Origin of the sequence: Geodermatophilus obscurus, from assembly GCF_900143215.1 — a bacterium.
In the GTDB taxonomy this organism is placed as follows: domain Bacteria; phylum Actinomycetota; class Actinomycetes; order Mycobacteriales; family Geodermatophilaceae; genus Geodermatophilus; species Geodermatophilus obscurus_A.
The window spans coordinates 1-24334 of sequence record NZ_FRDM01000041.1; the positions used below are offsets into that span (position 1 = coordinate 1).

A 24334-nucleotide genomic window follows, 5' to 3' on the forward strand; every position below is an offset into this window, starting at 1 on the left:
GGGGTGTCGGCCGCGGCGGACTCCACGACGCAGGCGCTGACCCAGACCCGCACCGCGGTCGACGAGCTGTCCCGGATGGCCGCCGACCTGCGCACCTCGGTGGCCCGCTTCACCTAATGAGCACCTCGTCCGGGCCCGGCCGCAGCGCCGGGCCCGGACGGCGCAGCCGCCGATGACCGGCGGCGGCGATTGGCCTTCACATCGGGGCGCGGACCGCCGATGACCATCCCGGAGCGCGCCCGCTGCGCGAAGACGAGAGAGAAGAGCAACGTGGACGGTCTGGACGACATCGTCGAGGAGTTCCTCGTCGAGAGTCACGAGAACCTCGACCAGCTGGACTCCGACCTGGTCGCACTGGAGCAGGAGCCCGACTCCCGAGAGCGGCTCTCGAGCATCTTCCGCACGATCCACACGATCAAGGGGACCAGCGGCTTCCTGGCGTTCTCGCGCCTGGAGGAGGTCACCCACGTCGGCGAGAACATGCTGTCCCGGCTGCGGGACGGCGCGCTGGCGCTGACCCCGCGCCGGACCAGCGTGCTGCTGCGGATGGTCGACACCGTCCGGTCGCTGCTCACCTCCATCGAGGCCACCGGCGGTGAGGGCTCGGTCGACGTCTCCACCGTCGTCGCGGAGATCAGCGCCGCCATGGAGGACGCGCCCGAGCCGGTCGAGGTCGTCCCCGAGGTCGCCGCGCCGGCACCTGTCGAGGAGCCGGCCCCGGCCCCTGAGCCCACCGCCGAGCTCCCGGAGCCCGCGGTCGAGCCCCCGGCCCCCGTCGCGGAGGTCCCGGCCGCGCCGGCGGTCCCCGCTCCGCGGCCCGTGCCGGCCGCCGAGGCCGCCCCCGAGCCCGAGGCCGCGCACGAGGAGGCCGCCCCGTCGGCCGAGAACGGCGCCGGCCAGGCCCGCCGGGCGGTCGCCGACAGCACCATCCGGGTGGACGTCGACCTGCTCGACGAGCTGATGCTGCTGGTCGGGGAGCTGGTGCTCACCCGCAACCAGATCGTCCAGTACGTCGGCCGCTCCAACGACACCGACCTGGTGCGCGCCTCGCAGCGGCTCAACCTCATCGCCAGCGAGCTGCAGGAGGGCGTCATGAAGACGCGCATGCAGCCGATCGACCACATCTGGTCGAAGCTGCCGCGCGTCGTCCGGGACCTGGGCCTGCAGCTGCAGAAGAACATCCGGCTGGAGATGGAGGGCCGCGACACCGAGCTGGACAAGACCCTGCTCGAGGCGGTCAAGGACCCGCTGACCCACCTGGTCCGCAACTCCGTCGACCACGGCATCGAGGACGCCGACGCGCGGGTCCGGGTCGGCAAGCCGGCCGAGGGCGTGCTCACGCTGCGCGCGCGGCACGAGAGCGGCCAGGTCGTCGTCGAGGTCGCCGACGACGGTGCCGGGATCGACCCGGTCCGGCTCGGCGCCAGGGCCGTCGAGCGCGGGCTGGTCACTCCCGAGGCCCTCAACCGCATGGGCCCGCAGGACATCCTGCAGCTGATCTTCCTGCCGGGGTTCTCCACGGCCGCGCAGGTCACCAACGTCTCCGGTCGCGGCGTGGGCATGGACGTCGTCAAGACGAACATCGAGTCCATCGGCGGCACCATCGAGGTCGAGTCCGTCCCCGGCAAGGGCACCTGCACGAGGCTGCGCATCCCGCTGACCCTGGCGATCGTCCCGGCGCTGACCGTCGAGTGCGCCGGCGACCGCTACGCCATCCCGCAGATCAGCCTGCAGGAGCTCGTCTCGCTCGACGCCGAGAAGGCGGCCAACGCCGTCGAGGAGGTCGGCGGCGCGCCGGTGTACCGGCTGCGCGGCGAGCTGCTCCCGCTGGTCCGCCTCACCGACGTCCTGGGCCTGACCTCCGACCGGCACGACGGCCACGTGGTCATCGCGGTGCTGCGCTCGGAGGGCCGCCGCTTCGGGTTGGTCGTCGACCGGGTCATCAACACCGAGGAGATCGTCGTCAAGGCCGTCGGTGGCCAGCTCAAGGCGATCGGCCTCTACTCCGGCGCGACCGTCCTCGGCGACGGCACCGTGGCCCTGATCCTCGACGTGCAGGCCCTGGCGCGCCGGGCGCTGCGCACCGAGAGCAGCGAGCGCCAGGAGTCCCGCGCGGCGGCGCTGCAGGCCGCGGCGACCGACGCCGAGCGGCAGCGGATGCTGCTGGCCGCCATCGGCGGGGGCCGCCGGGTCGCCATCCCGCTGGACACCGTCACCCGCCTCGAGCAGGTGCGCACCGAGTCGGTCGAGAAGGTCGGCAACCGGGAGGTCGTGCAGTACCGCGGCGCGATCCTGCCGATCGTCCGGCTCGACCGGCACCTGGGCGCCTACGGCGACAGCGAGCGCGAGGTGCTCGAGGTGATCGTGTACTCCGACCACGGCCGCAGCGTGGCCATCGTGGTCGAGGAGATCCTCGACATCGTCGACGGCGAGGCCGCCGTCCGCAGCGACATCGACGACATGGGCCTGCTGGGTTCGGCCGTGCTCGGCGACAAGGTCACCGAGCTGCTCGACGTCCGCGCCGCGATCCTCGCCGCCGACCCGGCCTTCTACGCGGCCCACCCCACCACCTCCACCCACCCCGCCGCCTTCGCCTCCGCCGACTCCTTGTCCACGGCGCCGCACGGCGCCTCTCCCCTGGAGGTCTCCCTGTGACCACTGCCGAGGCCCCCGCCATCGGCGGCCAGCTGGCCACCTTCTGGCTCGACGGCGACCTCTACGGCGTGGAGGTGGCGCACGTGCAGGAGGTGCTCAAGAGCCAGGGCCTGACCCGGGTGCCGCTGGCACCCACGGCGGTCGCCGGGCTGATCAACCTGCGCGGCCAGGTGGTCACCGCGATCGAGCTGCGCGAGCGGCTCGGCCGGCCGCCGCGCCCCGAGGGCACCGACGCCGTCGTCATCGTCGTCCGGCTGCACGGTGAGGCGGTCAGCCTGCTCGTGGACGCCATCGCCGACGTCGTGGACGTCGACCCGGCCGACTTCGAGGCGCCGCCGGACACGCTCGACGGGGCGGGTCGCGACCTGATCCGCGGCGCGTTCAAGCTCGACGGGCAGCTGCTGCTGGCGCTGGACGTGCACAAGGCCGTCAGCGCTTAGCAGTCCGGCCCCGTCCAGAGGCTCGCCGCAGGCCTCGTCCCGGGTCCCATCCTGAGCTTGCGAAGGGTGGGGAGGACGAGGTCCTCCCACGGTGAGGAGGACGGGTCCTCCACCTGGGCGCGGCCGGACTTCCCCGGCGGCCACGCTCCCTCCCCCCGACCCCCGGTCGGGCGGCCCCTCTCTCCGGAGGGCCGCCGGCCGGGGGTCGCGGCATTCCGGGGGACGCAACCGCTCACGCCGAGTGATCGGTGCAGCACGGTGGAGCGCGACGCACGCCGACCCACCCGACGGGGGTCCGGCGATCGAGTGATGCTGACGTGGCGCGCGGTGTCGATCACGGTCAGTCTGGACCGACCTCACCTCGGGGGACGTCGACTGGGAGGCCTGCCGTGCCCTACTCGCTGGTCAGTGCCGCCACGCTCGGCTTCGACCTGGTCCGCCTGCCGGCCGGCCGCGCCGTCGCCGACGCCCTGCTGGCCGGGCTCGCCGCCGACGCCCCGGCGCTGGAGCAGCTGGCCGCGGTCCACCCGGCCGCGGGTCGCGACCGCGAGCAGCGCGCCGCGCTCGCCGTCCGTGCGCGCAAGGCCCGCGAGCTGGCCGCCGCCGTTCCACACCTGCGCAGCGCCGCCGACGGCCTCCCCGGCGCCGACCGGGCCGCCGTCCTGGTCGCCCAGCTCGAGCGCAGCACCATCGGGGACGCCGCCGCGGTCGAGCGGGTGCTCCGCGAGGACGTCCTCGGCCCCGAGCACCCCGCCGTCGCGCTGGTCGACGAGGCCGTCCGCGACGCCGCCGCCGACGTCCTCGCCGACGCCGTCGTGGGCGCCTGGGCCGCCGCGGTGCTGCCGCCGCTGGTCGCCCGCCGGCTCACCGGCCCCTTCGCCGTCGCCACCGCCACCGGCGTGCCCACCACCCCCGAGCTCGACCTCGGCCCCGCCACCGGCGCGCTCTCGGAGCTGCTGACCGGCCTGCGCGCGCTGGACGACGCCGGTCGGGCCCGCTGGATGGCCGCCGTCGACGCCTCCCGCGCCGAGCGCCGTCCGTGGGCGACCGCGATGCACGAGGCGTCCTGGGGGGCGCACGTCTCCGGCCGCACCCGCACGCTCGCCACCGCGCAGCTGCTCGCCGTCCGGGCCTTCCTCGACGCCGGCTTCGACGCCACGGCCGCCGCGGCCGGTGCCTGGAACGCCGTCGCCGGCTGCGTGCAGGGCATCGTCATGGGCGACCTGCTCGGCAGCGACGCCCTGGCCGTGCTGTTCGCACCGCAGCCCGCCTGACCACGCCGCGGGCAGGAGCCGGCCGCCCGCTGAGCCGAGCCCACCCCGCGGCCCCGGCTCGTCGTCGACCACGGGGTCGTTGCGGGAGACACGCGCCGACACGCCGGGAGAGCTGCGCCGACCCCGTGATCAACCGAGGGGGCTCCTCAGTCCTCCCGGTCGGGATCCGGGAGACGGGCGCCGGCGGGGACCTCGGTGCCGGCCTCGACCTCGGCCCGGCGGCCGATCAGCGTGATCTCGCCGTCCCCGCCGACCGCGGCGCGCTCGCCTACCACCACGCCGTCGTCGAGCACCGCACGGGTCACCGTGGCGCCGGCCCGCACGCGCGCCCCGGGCAGCAGCACCGAGTCCACGACGGTCGCACCGGCCTCCACGACGACCCCGGGGGAGAGGACCGACCCGTGGACGTTCCCGAGCACCCGGGTGCCGCCGGAGATGAGGCTGTTGTCCACCGCCGAGTCCAGCAGCACCCGCGCCGCGCTGTGCCGGCCGCCGCGGGTGTGCACCGGCCAGCGCTCGTCGTCGAGGTCCAGGGGCGGCTCGGCGGACAGGAACTCCTGGTGAGCCCGCCAGTAGGACTCCACGGTGCCCACGTCGCGCCAGTAGCCGTCGAGCGGGTGCGCGCGGGCCAGGCCGTCGCGGGTCTGCGCCGGCAGCAGGTGGGTGCCGAGGTCCTCGAGCCCCTCCTCGCCGTGCTCGGCGGCCAGCGCCTCCAGCCGGTCCAGCGTCGGGTCGGGGGAGAAGACGAAGACCTCGTTGGTCGCCGTGGTGGTGCGCGGCTCGTCGGGCTTGTAGGCGTAGTCGGCCACCTCCCCGCCGCTGCCGACCTCGACGATGCCGTAGCGGGAGGCGTCGTCCTCGGCGACCTCGGTGGTGACCATGGTGACCTCAGCCCCCGAGCCGAGGTGCCCGTCGACGACCTCGCGGTAGTCCAGCTTGTAGACGGCGTCGGCGCTGAGCACGACGAGCGCGTCGGGGGCGACGTCGCGGACCAGCGGTGAGTAGCGCCACAGCGAGTTCGCCGTCCCGGAGACCCAGCCGGCACGGTCGGTGCCCTGGTAGGGCGGCAGCACGAGCAGCCCGCCGTCGGTGCGGTCGAGGTCCCACGGCCGGCCGTTGGCCAGGTGCTGCGACAGCGACGTGGGGTGGAACTGCACCGACACCCAGACGTCGGAGAGGTGCGAGTGCTGGCAGTTGCTCAGCGGGAAGTCGATCAGCCGGTAGACGCCGGCGAAGGGGACGGCGGGCTTCGCGCGCTGCTCGGTGAGCAGCTCGAGGCGGCCGCCGGCACCGCCGGCCAGGACGAGGACGAGGACCCGGGGGAGTGCCATGGCCCCCGGCTACCCGAGCGGGCGGTGTTCACCCTCGCGAGCCCTCTCTACGGCTCTCTGGCGTAGACGCTAGAGACCTGCAGACGGCGCTCGACGACGGCTCCCGCCGGCGGTTCCCCGTCGCTGCCCTGGGACGTGTCGACATCAGCCGGGAGCGAGCCGGTCAGCGCACCGAGATCACCAGAAATGCCGTGCGCAATCCGTGCGGATCGGCTCAAGGAGGACGGCGGAACGGCCGACAACACCCTTGACAGGCACCGACAGCGGGCGGACGCCGGATCCCGGCGCGCACCGCAGGCTGCATCCCGTTCCCGGCTCCCGGGCGGGTGCCGAACCGCAGCGCCAGCTCGCCCCTGGCCGGCACCCTGCACGGGGAGACGGAGGACGCATGAACCCGATCCGGGTGTTGGTCGTCGACGACTCGGTGGTCGTCCGCAAGATCGTCACCGACGTCCTCTCGACGGACCCGGCGATCGAGGTCGTCGGCACCGCGGTGAACGGCCGCATCGCCGTCGGCAAGCTGGAGCAGCTCAAGCCCGACCTGGTCACGATGGACATCGAGATGCCGGAGATGAACGGCATCGAGGCGGTCCGCGCCATCCGCGCGGGGTCCGGCGGGCACGGGCGCAGCCGCGTGCCGATCATCATGTTCAGCACGCTCACCGAGCGGGGTGCCTCGGCGACCCTCGACGCCCTGTCCGCCGGCGCGAACGACTACGTGACCAAGCCGGCCAACGTCGGCAGCGTCGCTGCGTCCATGGAGAGCGTCCGCCAGCAGCTGATCCCCAAGATCAAGGCGCTCACCGGGCGCCCGGTCACCGCCGGTCCCGCCCGGACCCCCGCACCCGCCCCGGTCCGGCCGCCGGCCCCCCGCACCGGCCCGGTGAAGCAGCCCGCCGTCCTGGTCATCGGCTCGTCCACCGGCGGCCCCGAGGCGCTGGCGAAGGTGCTGCCGGCCCTGCCGGCGTCCCTGCCGGTCCCGGTGCTGCTCGTGCAGCACATGCCCCCGGTCTTCACCCGCCAGTTCGCCCAGCGGCTCGACCGGCTCTGCCCGCTCACCGTGGTCGAGGCCGTCGACGGCACCCCGCTGGCGCCCGGCACGGTGCACCTGGCCCCCGGCGACCACCACCTGACGATCCGGCGGAGCGGGCGCGGCCTGTTCACCGCGCTGGACCAGTCGCCACCGGAGAACTTCTGCCGTCCGGCCGTGGACCCGCTGTTCCGCTCCGCGGTCGAGGCCTTCGACGGCGCCGTGCTCGGTGTGGTGCTCACCGGCATGGGCTCGGACGGGCGCATCGGCGCCGGCCGCATCCGCGAGACCGGGGGTGCCGTCGTCGTCCAGGACCAGGCGACCTCTGTCGTCTGGGGCATGCCCGGTGCCATCGCCACGGCCGGCTTCGCCGACGAGGTGCTGCCCCTGGACCGGGTCGCCGAGGTGATCACCCGGCGGCTCGCCGGCCCGCGCGCCGGCACCGCCGGCCCGACCACTGCTCCAGCCGCCGTCGGAGGACGACGATGACCCTCACCACCACCAGCTTCGACTGGGTCCGCCAGCTGGTGCACCGGGAGAGCGCGATCGTGCTCGCCCCGGGCAAGGAGTACCTGGTCGAGGCGCGGCTGCTGCCGATCGCCCGGTCCATGGGGCTGCCCGACGTCGGCCAGCTGGTCGACTCGGTCCGCACCCGGCCCAGCCCCGAGTCCACCCGCAAGATCGTCGAGGCGCTCACCACGAACGAGACCTCGTGGTTCCGGGACGGCGACCCGTTCACGGCTCTCACCTCGACGGTGCTGCCCTCGCTGCTGTCGGCCCGCGGGCCGGCCGAGCGGCTGCAGATCTGGTCGGCGGCCTGCTCCAGCGGGCAGGAGCCGTACACGATCGCCATGCTGCTCGAGGACGCGATGCCCACCGCCTCGACCCGCGTGGCCATCACCGCGACCGACCTCTCCCGCGAGATGGTCGAGCGCACCCGGGCCGGCAGGTTCAGCCAGCTCGAGGTCAACCGGGGGCTGCCCGCGGCGATGCTGGTGCGGCACTTCACCCGGGCGGGCACCGAGTGGCAGGTCTCCCCGTCGCTGCGCCGCATGGTGACCGTGAGCGAGTGCAACCTGGCCGCTCCGCTGCCGCGCATGGGCCCGTTCGACGTGGTCTACCTGCGCAACGTCCTCATCTACTTCGACCTGCCCACCAAGCAGGCGATCCTCCGCCGGGTGCGCGCGCTCATGCGGCCCGACGGATGGCTCTTCCTCGGCGCCGCGGAGACCACCCTCGGCGTCGACGACTCCTGGGAGCGGGTCGTCATCGGCCGCAGCTCCGCCTACCGCCCGCTGAAGGGGAACTGACGTGCGTGCACTGGTGATCGACGACTCCCGCGCCATGCGGCGGATCGTGAGCGCGGCGCTGGAGGGTTTCGGCTACGAGACCCGTCAGGCCGGCCACGGGCAGGAGGCACTCGACGTGCTGCAGGAGGGCTACGCGCCCGACCTGTGCACGATCGACTGGAACATGCCGGTGATGGACGGGCTGCAGTTCGTCTCCGCCGTCCGGGCCAACCCGGCGTGGCGCGCCCTGACGCTGATGATGGTGACCTCGGAGAGCGAGCAGGGCCAGATCGTCCGGGCGCTCGCCGCCGGCGCGCACGAGTACGTGATCAAGCCGTTCACCGCCGACGCGCTCCGCGACAAGCTCGCGCTGCTCGGCATGCTCCCCGAGGAGGCCGTCCTGTGACGCTCGCACCCGACGCCGTCGGACGCCCTCCCCAGCCACGCCCGGCCATCCCCGCGCTGATCGACGAGGCCACCGTCGAGTCGATCGCCGGCGAGACCTGGATCGCCCTCGTCGGGGAGGACGAGGTGCTCGTCCCGATCCCCGGCGACCTGCCCGAGGACACGCTGTCCGCCTGGGTCGACGTCGTCGGCCCGTGGACCGGCAGCGTCGTCCTCACCACCGGCCGGCAGACCGCTGCTGACCTGACCCGGGCGCTGCTCGGGGAGGCGGCTCCCGAGCTCCTCGACCACGAGGACGTCGCCGACGCCTTCGGCGAGATCGCCAACGTCGTCGGCGGCAACGTCAAGGCCGCGATCCCCGGCCCCTCGACCCTCGGTCTCCCCGAGGTCGGCCCGGCGCCCGCCGTCCGCAACCCCGCGGACGTCTGCCGCATCGAGGTCTGCTGGCGCGGCCAGCCCCTGGTCGTGTCCGTACAGGGCGCACTGCCCTCCCTGCCCGTGCCGAACACCCAGCACGACAACCCGCACCAGAACGGAGCGTCACAGTGAAGATCCTCGTCGCCGACGACAGCCGCGTGATGCGGCAGATCGTCATCCGCACCCTGCGTCAGGCCGGCTACGACGACCACGACATCGTCGAGGCCGAGGACGGCCGCGACGCCTACGACAAGGTGCACGCCGAGAACCCGGACCTGGTCCTGTCCGACTGGAACATGCCGAACATGTCCGGGCTGGAGTGCCTGCAGGCGCTGCGCTCCGCGGGGTCGGCCGTGCCGTTCGGCTTCGTCACCTCCGAGGGCTCCGCGGAGATGCGGGACAAGGCGAGCGCCGCGGGCGCGCTGTTCCTCATCGCCAAGCCGTTCACCGAGGAGACCTTCCGCGAGAACCTGGACGGGGTGATCGCATGAGGAGCGAGCCTGCGAGCTCCGCAGTGGACACGCTCGCCCGGGCGGTCACGCCGGCGACGAGCGCCGGCGAGGAGGAGAAGTGAGCGCCCCGCTGACCGTCGTCCTGCCGGACGCCAAGGCCGTCAAGGACATGCTCACCGGCCTGGTCGGCAAGGCCGTCGGCGTGCTGCCGGGCGCGCCGGTGACCCCGACGCCGGAGTCGCCGGTGTCGGTGGCCGTGTACGTGGACCCGTCGATGAAGGTCAACGCGCTCTGCGTGATGGACCTCGGGGCGTCGGCCTACACCGGCGCGGCCCTCGCGCTGCTGCCCCCCGGTGGCGCGCAGGACGCGGTCGAGGAGGACGGCGAGCTGACCACGATGCTCACCGAGGCGCTGCACGAGGTGGTCAACGTGCTCTCGGCGCTGTTCAACGTGCCGGGGGCCCCGCACTCCAAGCTGTACAAGCTGTACGCCCCCGGCGACGACCTGCCGGGTGACATCGCCTGCTCCCTCGCGGACTTCAACCGGCTCGACCTCGCGATCGACGTCCCCGGTTACGGCAAGGGCGGGCTCTCCCTGGTGATCCCCTCCGGGGCCTGACCCCGCCCGCCCCGACCCCCGCGCACACCAGACGCCCCGGGACGGCGCCGGAGACCACCCTCCCGCCGTCCCGGGCGCTCGACACGACGGCCCCGAGGCACTGCGCCTCGGGGCCGTCGCCGTGTCTGTTGCACGGGGTCCTTCCTCAGCTCAACGCGGGTTCCCGGTCCTCGGTGCTCGTGGGCAGGCAGGCCCAGACGTGCTTGCACCCCTCGTCGACGTACCAGCCGTGGGCCACCGACAGCCGGGCGACCAGGTAGAGGCCCATCCCGCCGTGCGCGGGGTCGCGGTCGACCGCCGGGCTGGGCAGGGTCTCGGGGTCGCGGTCGCTGACGTCGAGCAGCCAGCCGCCGCTGCCGGCGATCACCGTGGCGACGACGGGGCACAGCCCGTGCCGCAGCGCGTTGGACGCCAGCTCGTCGAAGGCGAGGATCAGCCGCTCGGCGGCGGTGTCCTCGTCGTCCCGGGGGAAGCCGACCCCGTCCAGCCGGGTGCGGAGCACCGCTCGTGCCGCGGGCAGCTCGGCGACGGCCTGCAGGTCCCAGCGCCACACCTCACCCCGGCCGTCCGGTAGCGGGCGCAACGGCCACGCGAGTCGACCCACTGCCCTCTCCCCGTCCGTCGCCTTCTCCGACGCTGTCCGGGGTGCCCACCCGGCTCCGCCCTCAACCGCGTCGCCGGGGTTTCCGACCCCTCGGAGTGACGCGCCTCGCGCCGTCGCAGGTCAGCCGGGAGGGTGCACGCAGATCGCCACCAGGGCGACGTCGTCCTGGGGCGTGGCGGGCAGCATCCGGGCCAGCAGCGCGTCGGCCAGCTGCTCCAGCGGCAGGCCGGTGAGCGCGGCCAGGTGCCGGCGCAGCCGGGCCACCCCCGTGTCGACGTCGCAGTCCCGCCGCTCCACCAGCCCGTCGGTGTACAGCAGCACCACCGCGCCCGGTCGCAGCGGCATCGTGGACTCCCGCCGCACCGCTGTCGCGTCCACGCCGAGCAGCAGGTCGCCGAGCCCGTCGGCGAGCACGGTGACCGTGCCGTCGGGATCGGCGACCAGCGGCGGCGGGTGCCCGGCGCTGGCCCAGCGCAGCAGCGTGCCGCCGTCCTCGAGCCGGGCGATGGCCGCGGTGGCCAGCGTGCCCGTGTGCATGGCGTCCATCGCGGCGTCCAGGCCGCGCAGCACCTCGGCCGGCCCGGCGCCGCTGTAGTGGGCGATGCCGCGCAGCAGCCCGCGCAGCTGCCCCATCTCGGCCGCCGCGGCGGTGTCGTGCCCGGCGACGTCCCCGATCACCACGACCGGGTCGCCCCCGGGGTGCAGGAAGGCGTCGTACCAGTCGCCGCCGACGCGGGCGGCCTCCGCCGCGGGCACGTAGCGGGTCGCCACCTGCGCCCCCGCGATGGTCGGCGGGTCGGTGAGCAGGCTGCGCTGCAGCTCCTCGGCGAGCTTGGCCTGCTGGCTCTGCCGGTGCACCCGGTCGACGGCGCGCCCGGCCTGTGCGGCGACCTCCCGGGCGGTGCACAGGTCGTCGTCGTCCAGCGTGCGGCCGGGGTCGAGGTACAGGGTGAGGACCCCGACCGCGCGGCCGTCGGCGGTCAGCGGCAGGACGACCGTGGTGGCCGGGCCGAGGGCCTCCAGCAGGTCGCGGGCGGGGCCGGGGGGCATGAGCGCGAGGACGCCGGCCACCGGCTCCTGCGCCTCGCTGCCGGACCGCAGCGCGCGGGCGACGGGGGAGGTCGGCGGCAGGGTGTCCAGGCGCACCTGGGCGTAGCGGTCGAGCAGCGGGCGCCGGATCGGGTCGGCGTGCCAGGAGCCGACGTCGCGGGCCCGACCCTCGCGGTCGACGACGGTGACCACGCAGCCGTCGGTGAGCGCGGGGACGACGAGCCGGGCCAGGCTGCCCAGCGCCGACTCGCTGTCCAGGGCCCCGGAGAGCTCACCGGCGACCGCGGCCAGCAGCGCTGTCCGGGCGCCGGCCCGTTCGGCGGCGCGGCGGGCGGTCTCGGCGGCGCGCCTGGCCGACTCTGCCTCGTCCTGGGCCAGCCGGCGGGCGGTCACGTCCACGAAGGCGAAGGCGGCGCCGTCGGCCGTCGGCCAGGCGTGCAGCGCCGACCAGCCCGCGCCGCCGCCGGGCTCGGGGACCTCCAGGGAGACCGGCGCGCCGGAGGTCAGGGCCGAACGGCAGGCGGCGGTGACGGCGGCGGCGGTGCCGGCGGCGAGGACGTCGGTCACCGGCCGGCCGAGCACGTCGGGGGCAGGCCGGTCGAGCAGCAGCTCGAGCTCGGCGTTCACCAGCACGACCCGTCCGGCGGGGTCCAGGCAGCCCAGTGCGGCGGGCATCGCGGCCAGCACGCCCTCGGCGACGCCGGGGACCCGGTCGAACGGCCGGGGCGCAGGGCGCTGCGGCAGCGGTCCCGGGGTCACCACGCTGAGCACCCCTCTCGGCGGGCTGACCCCGGCCCCGACCTCGGAGCCCGACCCCCCGCCGCACCGCAGGCGGGGGGACCGCTCGAATCGTGGCAGCGCGCGGGCGCGCTGCCAAGGCGCACCGGCCTGGCGCGCCCGGGTCCGCGTCCACCCGCGGGAGCTCGGTCCCCCACGGGCACAGCGTCCGGCCCGGACCGCCCGGTCGGCAGGGTCCGACTGCCCGGTCGGCAGGGTCCGACTGCCTCGCGTGCCTAGCTGCGCGCGGCGGCCTCGCGGACGGTGGCGGCGATCGCCTCGACGCCCTGCGAGGCCCACAGGATCGAGTAGTGGTTGGTGTCGCGGACCTCGCGCGCGGTGATGCCGCTGGGCTCCAGGCCCAGCTCGGCCAGCCGCACCTCGTCGTAGAGGCCCGGTGTCTGGTCGAGCAGCCCGCGGGTCGCCCACAGCAGGGTGGCGGGCACCGGCAGGTCGGTGGTCGCCTCGAGCACCCGCTCGTTGAGCAGCATGTCGCCGCCGTCCACCCGGACCGCCTCGCGCACGCACGCGCTGCGCAGCGCCGGGGGCTCGCCGACCAGGTCGCGGGCGAGGTAGGCGGCCACCGAGGGGACGTCGACCCACGGGCCGACCGCGGGGTGCTGCGCCCAGAAGGCCCGCACCGCGGCGAGGTCGGGGAAGGTCATCGACAGCCGGTCCAGGGACGGGCCGAGGACGGCGGAGAGGATCGCGTCGACGTCGGCACCGGGCGGCGTCGGGAACGACAGGCCGCCGTCGACCAGCACCAGGCCGTGCACCCGGTCCCGGGCCACGCCGGCGGCCGCCAGCGTCGCGACGTGCGCCCCCATCGAGTGCCCGACGAGCACAGCGGCCTCGGCCCCCGGGTCGCCGTCCGCCCCGAGGGTGTCGAGGACGGCGGCGACGTCGGCCGCGTGCTGCTCCAGCCCGTACGGCTCGGGCAGGCCGGCCGACCCGGCCCGGCCGCGCAGGTCCGGGGCGATCACCTCGAACTCGCCGGCCAGCGCGCCGGCCACCCGCGCCCAGGCCATGGCGTTGGCGGTGATGCCGTGGACCAGGACGGCGATGGGGGCGCCGGGCGCGTCGGCGGCCCAGTGCAGCGCGGCGAGCTCACCGCCCTCCACGGGAACGGGGATCAGCTCGGGGTCACGGACGGCGTCGCTCACGCCGTCCACCCTGCCCGGACGCGGCGCAGGTCGCAGCCCGGCTGCCGACGGCCCCCAGCCGGACCGAGTGCTGCGAACTCGTGGCGATCAGCCACCGATCCCCCCGAGATCGCAGCACTCGACGGGACGGAGGGCCGTTCCCGGACGGGAGGCGGCCGTCCTACCGTCGGCGTGCGCGGGGGACGGCACCGAGGGGGAACCGTGTCCGGGACGACGCAGCCGCTGCACCACCGCACGGTGGCCCTCCCTGGGGGGCTGCGCGTGCACACGGTCGAGCAGGGGGACCCCAGCGGGCCCGCGGTCGTGCTGGTGCACGGCTGGCCGGACTCCTGGTTCTCCTGGAGCCGGGTCCTCGCCCCTCTGGCCCCGCGGCTGCACGCCGTCGCCTACAGCCAGCGCGGGTTCGGCGAGTCCGACCACCCGGCCGGTGGATACACCCTCGACCGGTTCGCCGGCGACCTCCTGGACCTGTGCGACGTGCTCGAGCTGGAACGGGCGCACCTGGTGGGCCACTCCTTCGGCAGCTTCGTCGTCCGCCGGGTGGCCGAGCAGCACCCCGACCGGGTCGACCGGATGGTGCTCATCGGCTCGGCCGACCGGATGGGCGACGTCCTGGTCGAGGAGGTGCGGGCGGCGATCGCCGACCTGCCCGAGCAGGTCCCCGACGACTTCGCCCGGGAGTTCTCCGCCGGCACCGTGTACCGGCCGGTGGCGCCGGAGTTCTTCGACGCGCTCGTCGCCGAGTGCCGCAAGGCGCCGGGGTGGGTCTACCGGGACTCCTGGGAGGGGCTGGTCCGCTCCGACGACCGCGACCGGCTGCGCGACGTCACCGCGCCCACGCTGGTGCTGTGGGGCGACCGCGACGCCCTGTTCGACCGCGGCCAGCAGGACCGCCTCCTGGCCGCGCTCCCCGACGCCCGGCTGCGGGTCTATGAGGACACCGGGCACTGCCCCAACTGGGAGCGCCCGGAGGACGTCGCGGCCGACGTGAACGCCTTCCTCCTGCCCGCGTGAGATAAGGACGCCCCTGCCCCCGCCACCCGCACGCTCGCGGCGGGACCCTGCTGAGGGCCGGCGGGGCAGGGGCCCCGTCAGTCCGGGTGGCTGAGCAGGTAGCGGCCGAAGTGCGGGACGGTGAAGGCGATCTGGCCGCGTTCGGCGGAGAAGACCAGCCCCTTCTTGATCAGCGAGTCCCGCGCGGGGGAGAGGGACGCCGGCTTGCGGCCCAGCGACACCGCGACCTCGGAGGTGGACACGGCCGCCCCGGCCGGTCCGCCCAGCTCGGCCATCGCGTGCATGTACTCGCGCTCAGCGGGGGTGGCCCGGTCGTAGCGGGAGCCGAAGAAGCCGACCGCGAGCTCGGCCTCGGCGACCGGCGCGGCCATCGCGACGTCCGCCGCGGTGATGGGGGAGGCGGCGGCGACGTCCCAGGTGACCTTGCCGTAGGCCTGCACGAAGTACGGGTAGCCGTCGGCGGCCGCGTACAGCGCGTCGAGCGCCTCGGGCTCGAAGCTGACCTCCTCCCGCTCGGCCGGCGCGAGCAGCGCCCGGTCGGCGGCGGGGCGGTCCAGCCGGTCGATGCGCAGGTAGCGGAACAGCCGCTCGGAGTAGCTCTTCGACGCCGACAGCACCGCCGGCAGGTGGGGCAGCCCCGCCCCGACGACGATCAGCGGCGCGCCCTGCTGCGAGAGCTCGTGGCAGGCGGCGCAGATCGCCGAGACGTCGTCGCTCTGCACGTCCTGCATCTCGTCGATGAACAGGGCGATCCCCTTGCCGACGTCGGCGGCCAGCCCCGCGGCGTCGCTGAGCAGCTCGACCAGGTCGATCTCCATGTCACCGGAGTCGGCCCGCCCGCTCGTGGCAGGGACGTCGATGCCCGGCTGCCAGCGGTCGCGCAGCTTCGCGTCGGCCGGGGTGAGCCGCTGCGCGAAGGCCTTCAGCGTCCCGAGGACGGCGTCCATGGACTCCTGGTCGGGGTGGCGCAGCTCGCGCAGCGCCATGTGCAGCGCCGAGGACACCGGCCGGCGCAGCGACTGGTCCGGCCGCGCCTCGATCTTGCCGGTGCCCCAGCCGCGGCCGATCGCCGCCGAGCGAAGCTGGTTGAGCAGCACCGTCTTGCCCACCCCGCGCAGCCCGGTGAGCACCAGCGAGCGCTCCGGGCGGCCGTGCGCTATCCGCTCCAGGACGACGTCGAAGGCCGACAGCTCGCCGTCGCGCCCGGCCAGCTCGGGCGGGCGCTGTCCGGCGCCGGGAGCGTACGGGTTCCGCACGGGGTCCATGTCGAGCACCGTATGGGCGCCTCTACGGCTGGCCGTAGAACCGTCTAGATGCCGCGATCGTGTCGGATCGCCGGCCGCGCGCCGTCACGACCGGTGTGCGGGTACCCGCACGGCTGCGGGTCCTCGGTGGCCGGTGCGCGACCCGCTGCGCCCCCTGCTCAGCGGGCCCCGTCGTCCGGAGGTGGCGGGAGCGCGCAGGCCGCCGTCCCCCCGGGCAGCCGCATCCGGTTGGCCGCTCCCACCCGGTAGACCCGGTCGGCCAGCGCCCGGACCAGGGGCAGCTGCAGCAGCCGGCCGAGCAGCGCCCATCCGGAGCCGGCCGCGCGCAGGGCGGCGGCGACCGCGCGGGCGCCGCCGACGACGTCCCCCGAGCGCGGCACCCACAGCACCTCCTGCTGCGCGCGCTCCGCGGTGGTGCCGACGGAGACGAGGTCGGCGCCCTGCCACGGGACGACGGCGCAGTCGGCGGGCAGCACCCGCCGGGCCACGGCGGCCGAGCGGGTGCAGAACCCGCAGTCGCCGTCGTAGACCAGGGCCGGTCGCTGCACGGTCTCCCCTCCTCGTCCCGGGACCCATCGCGTGTTGATCATGGGGTTGTTGCCGGTGACACGCGGCGACGCGCCGGGACCGGTGGCAAGAGTCCCATGATCACGGCCGACAGGGGATCGCTGCCGTCGCTAGCGTGGGCCCGGTGCTGAGGTTCTTGGTCAAGGTCGTCCTCATGGCCGCCGTCTTCTACGGCGTCGCCTACCTGCTGAACGGCATCGAGGTGATCCCGAACCCCGCCGGGCCGCTCGGCGAGCCCGGCACCTACCTGTGGATCGCGCTGCTCTTCGCGGTGGTGAACGCGATCGTCGGGCCGGTCCTGCGGCTGCTGTCGTTGCCGTTCGTGCTGGTCACCCTGGGGTTGTTCCTGCTCGTCGTGAACGCCGCGCTGCTCGCCATCACCGCTGCGCTCAGCGACCGGCTGCAGGTCGACGGCTTCGGCACCGCGATCGTCGGCGGGCTGCTGCTGGCGATCGGCGGCTGGGTCGCCGACCAGCTGACCGAGCGGCGCTGACCGGCCGCCCGCGTCGCTGTGACGGCAGGCACCCGGCCGGGCTAGCGTCAGCGGATGACCCGCACCACCGGCACGGTTCCGGAGATCCCGGGCCCGGCCTCCGCGGACGACGGCACGCCCGCCGCCGCCACCGAGCTCGCCGCCCTCGAGGCGGCCACCCACGACAAGCACCGGCTGCTCGAGCGAGCCGCCCGTGCCGCCCTCGAGCGCGACGCCGGCCTGCCTCCCGGCTGCGCCGCCGACGACGTCCCCGCGCTGCTGCGCCGCTACTACTGGAGCGAGCCGGCCGTCGAGGTCCTCGGCCAGGACCCGGCCGACCTCGCCGCCCTGGTGCTCCGGCACCTGCAGCTGGCCGAGGTGCGCCCTCAGGGGGCGGCCACGGTCGACGTCCAGGAGCTGCCGGCCCGAGGCGGCGCCGGCCCCCGCTCGCTGGTCCTGGTGGTCACCGACGACATGCCCTTCCTCGTCGACTCGGTCACCGCCGAGGTGATCCGGCAGGGCTTCCGCATCGACCACGTGGTGCACCCGGTGCTGGTGGTCCGCCGCGACGTGACCGGCCGGATCCGCGCCTTCTGCGACAGCGCCGAGCCCGGCGAGTGCGGCGCCGACGCGCTCGCCGAGTCCTGGATGGCCGTCGTCCTCGACGGGCCGCTGGACGACGAGGCGAGCGGCGACCTGGTCGCCGGGCTGCGCACCGTCCTGGCCGACGTCCGGGCCGTCGACGAGGACGCCACCCGGATGCGGACCCGCACCCTGGAGCTGGCCGACCGGCTCGACCGGGCACCGGCGAGCGGGTCCGCGGACCCGGCCGACGACCCCGCGGAGGCGGCGGAGCTGCTGCGCTGGCTCACCGACGGCAACTTCGTGTTCCTCGGTGCGAGGGACGTCGACCTGGTGCGCACGCGGGGCCGCACGACGGCCCGCCCGGTCGCCGGCAGCGGGCTGGGCGTGCTGCGCAGCGACGCCGGCACCGCCACCACCCCCGAGGCCGCCCCGGGCACGACGCTGGTCGCGGTGACCAAGGCCGACGTCCGTTCGACCGTGCACCGCCGCACCTGGCTGGACCTGGTGACGGTCACCCTGCCGGGCGCGGACGGCGGCCCGGCCCGCCAGCACCGGCTGGTCGGCCTCTTCCCGTCGGCCGCCGCCGCGCACACCGTCCGCGAGGTGCCGCTGGTGCGCCGCCGGGCGGTCGAGGTGGTGGAGCGCTCCGGCGTCCCCGCCGACAGCCACACCGGCAAGGAGCTGCTCGACGTCCTGGAGACCTACCCCCGCGGCGAGCTGTTCCAGGTCGGCACCGACGAGCTGCTGCCGGTCGCGCTGGCCGTGCTGCACCTGCAGGAGCGCCGGCAGACCCGGCTGTTCCTGCGCCGGGACCCCGGAGGCCGGTTCTGGTCGGCGATCGTCTACCTGCCCCGGGACCGGTACACCACCGAGGTCCGGCTGGCGGTGCAGCAGCTGCTGCTGGAGCGGCTGGGCGGCTCCAGCATCGAGTACACCGCCCGGGTCACCGAGTCGGTGCTGGCCCGGCTGCACTTCGTCGTCCGCCCGCCGATGGCGCGGGGCCGGCGGTCCACGCTGCCCGAGGTCGACGTCCCCGCGCTGCAGGACGCGCTGGCCGCCGTCGTCCGCAGCTGGACCGACGAGCTGGCCGACGCCCTCAAGGCGCGGTACGGCGCGGACGCCGAGCGCCGGTTCGCCCGGGTCGCCGACGCGTTCCCGGCCGTCTACCAGGAGGACTTCCCCGCCACGACGGCCGTCGAGGACCTCGAGCGGCTCGACGGGCTGGTCGAGGGCGAGCTCGGCCTGGTGCTGCGCCGCGCGGCCGGGACGTCGGTGTCCGAGCCCCGGCTGGCGGTCTACCGGGTGGGGCAGCGGCTGCTGCTGTCCGACGTGCTGCCGATGCTGCAGCACCTGGGCGTCGACGTCGTCGACGAGCGGCCCTACGAGATCGACCGGATCGGGGCCCCGCTGGCCTGGATCTACGAGTTCGGGCTGACCGCGCCGGTCGGCGACCTGCCCTTCCCCGGCTCGCTGCCCGAGCGGTTCACCGAGGCGCTGTCGGCCGTCTGGCGCGGCGACGCCGAGGACGACGGCCTGGGTGCGCTGGTGCTGCAGGCCGGGCTGAACTGGCGGCAGGTGACGGTCGTCCGCGCCTACGTGCAGTGGCTGCGGCAGGCCGGCCTGCCCTTCGGGCAGCGGTACGTGGAGACGACGCTGGCCGCCCACCCCGACATCGTCGCGCGGCTGGTGGCGCTGTTCGAGACCCGCTTCTCCCCGGGCCGGGACGGCGGACGGGCCCGGCGGACCGACGAGCTGGTCGCCTCGCTGCGGCAGGCGATCGGCGCGGTGGAGTCGCTCGACGCCGACCGGGTGCTGACCGCGCTGCTCGCCGCCGTCCTGGCCACCCAGCGGACCACCTACTACGCGGGCGGTCCGCTGGCGCTGAAGCTGCACCCGGCCGAGGTGCCCGACGTCCCGGAGCCGCGCCCGGCCCGCGAGGTGTGGGTCAGCTCGCCGCGGGTCGCCGGCGTGCACCTGCGCTTCGGAGCGGTCGCGCGCGGCGGGCTGCGCTGGTCCGACCGGCACGAGGACCTGCGCACCGAGGTGCTCGGCCTGGTCAAGGCGCAGATGGTGAAGAACACCGTCATCGTGCCGACCGGCGCCAAGGGCGGCTTCGTCGTCCGCAGGCCGCCGGCGGAGAGCGAGGGCCGGGACGCGTGGCTCGCCGAGGGGCAGGCCTGCTACCGGCTGTTCATCGGCGCACTGCTGTCCCTCACGGACAACCTGGTGGACGGGAAGGTCGTCCCCGCGGAGCGGGTGGTCCGGCACGACGCCGACGACACCTACCTCGTCGTCGCCGCCGACAAGGGGACGGCGACCTTCTCCGACCTGGCCAACGCCGTGGCCCTGGAGCGCGGCTTCTGGCTGGGCGACGCCTTCGCCTCCGGCGGCTCGGTCGGCTACGACCACAAGGCCATGGGCATCACCGCCCGCGGCGCCTGGGAGTCGGTGACCCGGCACTTCCGCGAGCTGGACCTGGACGTGCAGAGCCAGGACTTCACGGTGGTCGGCGTCGGCGACATGTCCGGCGACGTCTTCGGCAACGGGATGCTGCTGTCCGAGCACATCCGGCTGGTGGCCGCCTTCGACCACCGGCACGTCTTCGTCGACCCCACCCCTGACGCGGCGCGGTCCTTCGCCGAGCGGCGCCGGCTGTTCGACCTGCCGCGCTCCTCGTGGGCGGACTACGACCCCGCGCTGATCAGCCCGGGCGGCGGGGTGTGGCCGCGGACGGCGAAGGCCGTCCCGGTCAGCGAGCCGATGCGCGCCGCCCTCGGCCTGGCCGACGACGCGGACACCCTCTCCCCGGTCGAGCTGATCCGCGCCGTGCTGCAGGCGCCGGTGGACCTGCTGTTCAACGGCGGCATCGGCACCTACGTCAAGGCCTCCACCGAGAGCGCGCTGGACGTGGGGGACAAGGCCAACGACGCCGTCCGCGTCGACGGCCGCGACCTGCGGGTGCGCGTGGTGGGGGAGGGCGGCAACCTCGGCCTCACCCAGCGCGGGCGGGTGGAGTACGCGCTGGCCGGCGGGCGGGTGAACACCGACGCCATCGACAACTCCGCCGGCGTGGACACCTCCGACCACGAGGTCAACATCAAGATCGCGCTGGACCGGGTGGTCGAGGCCGGCGAGCTGGACGCCGAGGGCCGCGCGGCGCTGCTCAGCGAGATGACCGACGAGGTCGCCGTCGCCGTGCTGACCGACAACCACGCGCAGAACGCGACGCTGGCCGTCGAGACGACGTCCGCGCGCAGCCTGCTCGACGCGCACCAGCGCTTCCTGCGGGCGCTGGAGCGCTCCGGCCGGCTGGTGCGCAGCGTCGAGTTCCTCCCCGACGACCGCCAGCTGGCCGAGCGGCGGCGGGACGGGCAGGCGCTGACCGGCCCGGAGCTGTCGGTGCTGCTGGCCTACGCCAAGCTGGGGACCGGGGACGCCGTGCTGGCCTCCGGCCTGCCCGACGACCCGGCGCTGGAGGAGCTGCTCGTCGGCTACTTCCCGGCCGAGCTGCGCCGTCGCTTCCCCGCGGCGGTCAGTGGGCACCCGCTGCGGCGGGAGATCATCGCCACCGCACTGACCAACCGCGCGGTCAACGTCGCCGGCGTGACCGGGCTGTTCCGGCTGGCCGAGGAGACCGGCGTGCCGCTGACCGGGGTGGTGCGGGCGCACGCGGTGGCCCGGGCGGTGTTCGAGGTGGACCGGCTCTGGGACGCCGTCCGCCCGCTGGACAACCGCGTGCCGGCGACCACCCAGGTGGAGCTGCGCACCGAGGCGACCCGGCTGGCCGAGCGGGCGGCGCGCTGGCTGCTGCGGCTCCCCGAGCTGGCCGCGGAGGAGGCCGCACCGCTGGGCGACGTGACCGACCGGTTCGCCGCTCCAGTCGCCGCGGTGCGCGCCGGGCTGCCGTCGTGGCTGCTGGGTGCGGAGGCGGCCGCGCACGCCGACCGCACCGAACGGCTGCGACGGACAGGGGTGCCCGAGACGCTGGCCGCGGAGGTGGCCGCCGCCCCCCTGCTCCCGGCCGCGCTGGACCTGGCCGTCGTCGCCGAGCGCACCGGCGCACCCATCGAGCTGGCCGGCCGGGTGCACCAGGCGGTGGCCGAGCGGCTGGCGCTGGTGCCGCTGCACGAGCTGGTGGTGGCGCTGCCCCGCGACCGCCGCTGGCCGGCGATGGCCCGCGCCTCGCTGCGGGACGACCTGACCGGCGAGCAGGCCGCGCTCACCGCCGAGGTGCTCAGCGGGCGGACGGGCACCACGGAGGGCGCCGGCGAGCTCGTGGAGCGCTGGGTGGCCGGCTGGGACGGCACGCAGCAGCGGGCGGCCGCGCAGCTGGTCGACATCGCGGCGGGGGACCGGCAGGAGCTGGCCGAGCTGCTGGTCGCCGTCCGGACCCTGCGCGGGCTGCGCCGCCGCGCATAGCGGTCCTCCTGTTCGCGTCGGGTGCGACGAACTCGTGGCCATCGCGTCCTGATCGCCACGAGTTCGTAGCACTCGACGCGTCGGCCGATGAGTACGCCGGCCGCCGGCGGTCTGCACCGGCGTGACGGACACGTGGCAGGCGGTGGCGGCGGAGCGGGCGGCGCTGGTGGCGGACCTGGAGTGGCTCGGCGTCGGCGCCTGGCGGACGCCCTCGTTGTGCGCCGGGCTCAGCGTCGAGGAGGTCGTCGCCCACCTCACCGCCGGGGCGAGCTCGGCCTTCCCCCGGTGGTTCGCCGGCCTCGTGCGGTGCCGGTTCGACGTCGACCGGATGGTCGACATGCGCCTGCGCGAGCAGCTCGGCGGCTCCCCGGACGAGACGCTGGCGCGGTTCCGCAGCGTCGTCGACAGCCGGACGGCCCCGACCCGCACGCACGTCGACGCGTGGCTGGGGGAGGTCGTCGTGCACGGCGAGGACGTCCGCCGTCCGCTGGGGATCTCCCACCCGTACGCGCCGGCGGCCCTGGAGCGCGTGGCGCGGTTCTACGCCGCGCGCGACTTCACGGTCCCGTCGAAGCGGCGGTCGGCCGGTCTGCGGCTCGAGGCCTCCGACGGGGCCTTCGCGGCGGGGGAGGGGCCGCTGGTCCGCGGCCGGACCGTCGACCTGGTGCTCGCCATGGCCGGCCGGCCCGTCGCGCTCGACCACCTCGAGGGTCCCGGGCTGCCGACGTTCGCGGCCCGGGTGGTCGCGCCGTCCGGTCGAGCGCCGTCTACGGCTCTCTAGCGTCCACCCGAGAAGGCCGCAGACGCCGGTCGAGAGCGGTGATCGCCTTCGCCGCTCCCCGGCCCGGGTGCCGGGCACCGGCGGACGAGGTCAGAGGGGTGGACGGCGCTCGCCGAAGCGGGTCGCCTGCTCGAAGGCGTGCCCGACCTCCAGCACCCGCCGGTCGGCTCGCGGCGGGGCGATGACCTGCAGGCCCACGGGCAGCCCGTCCGGGGTGAACCCGCCCGGCACCGAGAGCGCGGGGCAACCGGTCGGCGTGATCAGCGTGCAGGAGCGCATCCAGGCCAGGTAGTCCGCCAGCGGTTCGCCGTCGATCTCGGTGGGGTACTCGGCGTCCACCGGGAAGGGCAGCACCTGCGTCGTGGGCGCCAGCAGGACGTCGTAGCGGTCGAAGAAGGCCACCACGCCCTCGTGGAGGGCCGTGTGGGTGATCTCGGCGCGGGCGAGGTCGGCGCCGGTGAGCTCCGCGCCCAGCGAGGCGTTCCAGCGGATGGACTCCTTGAGCCGGTCCGGGTGTTGCCGGGCCAGGTCGCTGTACGTCGCGTCGAACACCCAGGCCCGCAGCGTGCCGAAGACGTCGTCGGCGCCGGAGAGGTCGGGACAGTCGGCCTCGACGGTGGCGCCGAGCTCCTCGAACACCGCCACGCTCTCCGTGAGGACCGCGGTGATGGCCGGGTCCACCCGCACCCGCCCGCCCAGGTCCGGCGCCCAGGCCACGCGCAGCCCGTCGAGGCGCTCGGGCAGCGGCGCGGCGAACGGGGCGCCGGGGGCGTCGAGGGAGATCGGCACCCGCGGGTCCGGCCCGGCGATCGCCGACAGCACCAGCGCGACGTCGGCCACCGTGCGCCCCATCGGGCCCTGCACGGACAGCTGCGACCAGCCCATCGCGGCCGGCCAGGTCGGCACCCGCCCCGGCGTGGGCCGCAGCCCGACGACGTTGCAGAACGCCGCCGGGTTGCGCAGCGAGCCACCGAAGTCGCTGCCCTCGGCCACCGGGACGAACCCCGCCGCCAGCGCCGCGGCCGCGCCCCCGCTCGACCCACCGGCCGACAGCCCGTGCCGGTACGGGTTGTGGGTGACGCCGAACAGCGGGTTGAAGGTGTGCGAGCCGGCCGCGAACTCCGGCACGTTGGTCTTGCCGACGCGCACCGTGCCGGCCGCGCGCAGCCGGGCCACCACCAGCTCGTCGTCCGCCGGCACGGTGTCGGCCAGCGGTGAGCCCCAGGTGGTGCGCATGCCGCCGGTGGCGTGGGTGTCCTTGTGGGCCACCGGCAGCCCGTGCAGCGGACCGACGTCCTCGCCCGCGGCCAGCGCGGCGTCGGCGGCGTCGGCCGCGGCCCGGGCGCCCTCGGCGTCCAGCGTGACCACCGCGTTGACCTGACCGTCGAGCCGCTCGATGCGCTCCAGGCAGGCGTCGGTCAGCTCACGGGCGGACAACTGGCGGGAGCGGATCAGCGCCGCCAGCTCGGTCGCCGGTCGCAGGCACAGCTCGTCGGTGGAAGTCCTCACCCGGGAACTCTGACACGCACCGCGGGTGTTCCTCATGCCGTACCGGTCCTGCGGTACGGCATCGGACGACCGGAGTCGTCATCGGCTGCGCCCCGCCCGCTCCCGCGCTGGTGCTGTCGCCTACGCGCGGCTGCACCAGCGCCGAGGTGGCAGGAACAGCGCGAGAGTTCGTCAGGCGACAGGGCTGGTCGGAACCGGGGCGGCGTCGATCCTGCA

Annotated in this window: 20 protein-coding genes and 1 pseudogene; 14 read left to right on the plus strand and 7 right to left on the minus strand. The window is 75.3% G+C overall.

Going from position 1 to position 24334, the window contains the following annotated elements; translation table 11 throughout:
- From BUB17_RS28020 to BUB17_RS21740, 4 genes and pseudogenes are all read left to right on the plus strand, one after another.
- Positions 1–117: pseudogene (locus BUB17_RS28020) on the plus strand (methyl-accepting chemotaxis protein); the annotation flags it as partial.
- Positions 118–219: 102 nt separating this feature from the next.
- Positions 220–2655, plus strand: a complete 2436-nt coding sequence (locus tag BUB17_RS21730) for a chemotaxis protein CheW (protein WP_244277422.1) — start codon at positions 220–222, stop codon at positions 2653–2655.
- Positions 2652–3095 (plus strand): chemotaxis protein CheW, encoded by a 444-nt coding sequence (locus BUB17_RS21735; protein ID WP_083606509.1) that lies wholly within the window; start codon positions 2652–2654, stop codon positions 3093–3095. The genes BUB17_RS21730 and BUB17_RS21735 overlap by 4 nt, the downstream gene beginning before the upstream one ends.
- Positions 3096–3484: 389 nt before the next feature.
- Positions 3485–4369 (plus strand): hypothetical protein, encoded by an 885-nt coding sequence (locus BUB17_RS21740; RefSeq protein WP_072920757.1) that lies wholly within the window; start codon positions 3485–3487, stop codon positions 4367–4369.
- A gap of 146 nt (positions 4370–4515) precedes the next feature.
- Here BUB17_RS21740 and BUB17_RS21745 read toward each other — a convergent pair whose 3' ends face one another.
- Positions 4516–5700 (minus strand): glucose-1-phosphate adenylyltransferase family protein, encoded by a 1185-nt coding sequence (locus BUB17_RS21745; RefSeq protein WP_072920758.1) that lies wholly within the window; start codon positions 5698–5700, stop codon positions 4516–4518.
- A gap of 388 nt (positions 5701–6088) precedes the next feature.
- Between BUB17_RS21745 and BUB17_RS21750 the strand changes: the two genes are divergently transcribed.
- The 6 genes from BUB17_RS21750 to BUB17_RS21775 all read left to right on the plus strand — a co-directional run bounded on the left by BUB17_RS21750 (position 6089) and on the right by BUB17_RS21775 (position 9912).
- Positions 6089–7219 carry a protein-glutamate methylesterase/protein-glutamine glutaminase gene (locus BUB17_RS21750; RefSeq protein WP_072920759.1) on the plus strand — a complete coding sequence of 377 codons (1131 nt, stop codon included), beginning with the start codon at positions 6089–6091 and terminating at the stop codon, positions 7217–7219.
- Positions 7216–8040: a CheR family methyltransferase gene (locus BUB17_RS21755; RefSeq protein ID WP_072920760.1), complete on the plus strand. Its 825-nt coding sequence runs from the start codon at positions 7216–7218 to the stop codon at positions 8038–8040. Before BUB17_RS21750 ends, BUB17_RS21755 begins: the two co-directional genes overlap by 4 nt.
- 1 nt (position 8041) lies before the next feature.
- Positions 8042–8425, plus strand: a complete 384-nt coding sequence (locus BUB17_RS21760; RefSeq protein ID WP_072920761.1) for a response regulator — start codon at positions 8042–8044, stop codon at positions 8423–8425.
- Positions 8422–8973 carry a chemotaxis protein CheX gene (locus BUB17_RS21765; protein ID WP_072920762.1) on the plus strand — a complete coding sequence of 184 codons (552 nt, stop codon included), beginning with the start codon at positions 8422–8424 and terminating at the stop codon, positions 8971–8973. Before BUB17_RS21760 ends, BUB17_RS21765 begins: the two co-directional genes overlap by 4 nt.
- On the plus strand, positions 8970–9332 hold the full coding sequence (locus BUB17_RS21770; RefSeq protein WP_072920763.1) for a response regulator: 363 nt from the start codon (positions 8970–8972) through the stop codon (positions 9330–9332). The genes BUB17_RS21765 and BUB17_RS21770 overlap by 4 nt, the downstream gene beginning before the upstream one ends.
- A 79-nt stretch (positions 9333–9411) precedes the next feature.
- Entirely contained in the window at positions 9412–9912 is a 501-nt protein-coding gene (locus BUB17_RS21775) for a hypothetical protein (protein WP_083606510.1), read from the plus strand.
- A 145-nt stretch (positions 9913–10057) separates the two neighbouring features.
- On the opposite strand, the gene BUB17_RS21780 is transcribed toward BUB17_RS21775, so the two are convergent.
- From BUB17_RS21780 to BUB17_RS21790, 3 genes are all read right to left on the minus strand, one after another.
- Entirely contained in the window at positions 10058–10516 is a 459-nt protein-coding gene (locus tag BUB17_RS21780; RefSeq protein WP_072920764.1) for an ATP-binding protein, read from the minus strand.
- Positions 10517–10636: 120 nt separating this feature from the next.
- The gene (locus tag BUB17_RS21785) at positions 10637–12328 is read right to left on the minus strand and encodes a SpoIIE family protein phosphatase (RefSeq protein ID WP_141243142.1); all 1692 of its coding nucleotides are present in this window, start codon (positions 12326–12328) and stop codon (positions 10637–10639) included.
- Between the two features lie 251 nt (positions 12329–12579).
- Entirely contained in the window at positions 12580–13506 is a 927-nt protein-coding gene (locus BUB17_RS21790; RefSeq protein WP_072920766.1) for an alpha/beta fold hydrolase, read from the minus strand.
- Positions 13507–13707: 201 nt separating this feature from the next.
- On the opposite strand from BUB17_RS21790, the gene BUB17_RS25705 reads away from it, so the two are divergent.
- Positions 13708–14520 carry an alpha/beta fold hydrolase gene (locus BUB17_RS25705; protein ID WP_072920767.1) on the plus strand — a complete coding sequence of 271 codons (813 nt, stop codon included), beginning with the start codon at positions 13708–13710 and terminating at the stop codon, positions 14518–14520.
- A gap of 77 nt (positions 14521–14597) precedes the next feature.
- Here BUB17_RS25705 and BUB17_RS21800 read toward each other — a convergent pair whose 3' ends face one another.
- Together BUB17_RS21800 and BUB17_RS21805 are read right to left on the minus strand one after the other, a co-directional pair.
- Positions 14598–15785: an ATP-binding protein gene (locus tag BUB17_RS21800; protein ID WP_072920768.1), complete on the minus strand. Its 1188-nt coding sequence runs from the start codon at positions 15783–15785 to the stop codon at positions 14598–14600.
- Between the two features lie 158 nt (positions 15786–15943).
- Positions 15944–16333: a thiol-disulfide oxidoreductase DCC family protein gene (locus tag BUB17_RS21805; protein WP_208983568.1), complete on the minus strand. Its 390-nt coding sequence runs from the start codon at positions 16331–16333 to the stop codon at positions 15944–15946.
- A 143-nt stretch (positions 16334–16476) separates the two neighbouring features.
- Between BUB17_RS21805 and BUB17_RS21810 the strand changes: the two genes are divergently transcribed.
- From BUB17_RS21810 to BUB17_RS21820, 3 genes are all read left to right on the plus strand, one after another.
- Complete coding sequence (locus BUB17_RS21810) at positions 16477–16845, plus strand: phage holin family protein (protein ID WP_072920778.1); 369 nt, start codon at positions 16477–16479, stop codon at positions 16843–16845.
- Positions 16846–16899: 54 nt separating this feature from the next.
- Positions 16900–21828, plus strand: a complete 4929-nt coding sequence (locus tag BUB17_RS21815) for an NAD-glutamate dehydrogenase (protein WP_083606512.1) — start codon at positions 16900–16902, stop codon at positions 21826–21828.
- Between the two features lie 121 nt (positions 21829–21949).
- Positions 21950–22609: a maleylpyruvate isomerase family mycothiol-dependent enzyme gene (locus BUB17_RS21820; RefSeq protein WP_072920770.1), complete on the plus strand. Its 660-nt coding sequence runs from the start codon at positions 21950–21952 to the stop codon at positions 22607–22609.
- A 90-nt stretch (positions 22610–22699) separates the two neighbouring features.
- Here the strand turns inward: BUB17_RS21820 and BUB17_RS21825 are convergent, their stop codons facing one another.
- Positions 22700–24118 carry an amidase gene (locus BUB17_RS21825; protein ID WP_083606513.1) on the minus strand — a complete coding sequence of 473 codons (1419 nt, stop codon included), beginning with the start codon at positions 24116–24118 and terminating at the stop codon, positions 22700–22702.
- Positions 24119–24334 lie beyond the last annotated feature (216 nt).

What these genes read in the sequence shown, in the direction of transcription:
- BUB17_RS21730 (WP_244277422.1), top strand. Translation starts at nt 220, where the DNA reads ATGACCATCCCGGAGCGCGCCCGCTGCGCGAAGACGAGAGAGAAGAGC.
- BUB17_RS21800 (WP_072920768.1), bottom strand. Translation starts at nt 15,785, where the DNA reads ATGGACCCCGTGCGGAACCCGTACGCTCCCGGCGCCGGACAGCGCCCG.
- BUB17_RS21815 (WP_083606512.1), top strand. Translation starts at nt 16,900, where the DNA reads ATGACCCGCACCACCGGCACGGTTCCGGAGATCCCGGGCCCGGCCTCC.
- BUB17_RS21745 (WP_072920758.1), bottom strand. Translation starts at nt 5,700, where the DNA reads ATGGCACTCCCCCGGGTCCTCGTCCTCGTCCTGGCCGGCGGTGCCGGC.
- BUB17_RS21755 (WP_072920760.1), top strand. Translation starts at nt 7,216, where the DNA reads ATGACCCTCACCACCACCAGCTTCGACTGGGTCCGCCAGCTGGTGCAC.
- BUB17_RS21750 (WP_072920759.1), top strand. Translation starts at nt 6,089, where the DNA reads ATGAACCCGATCCGGGTGTTGGTCGTCGACGACTCGGTGGTCGTCCGC.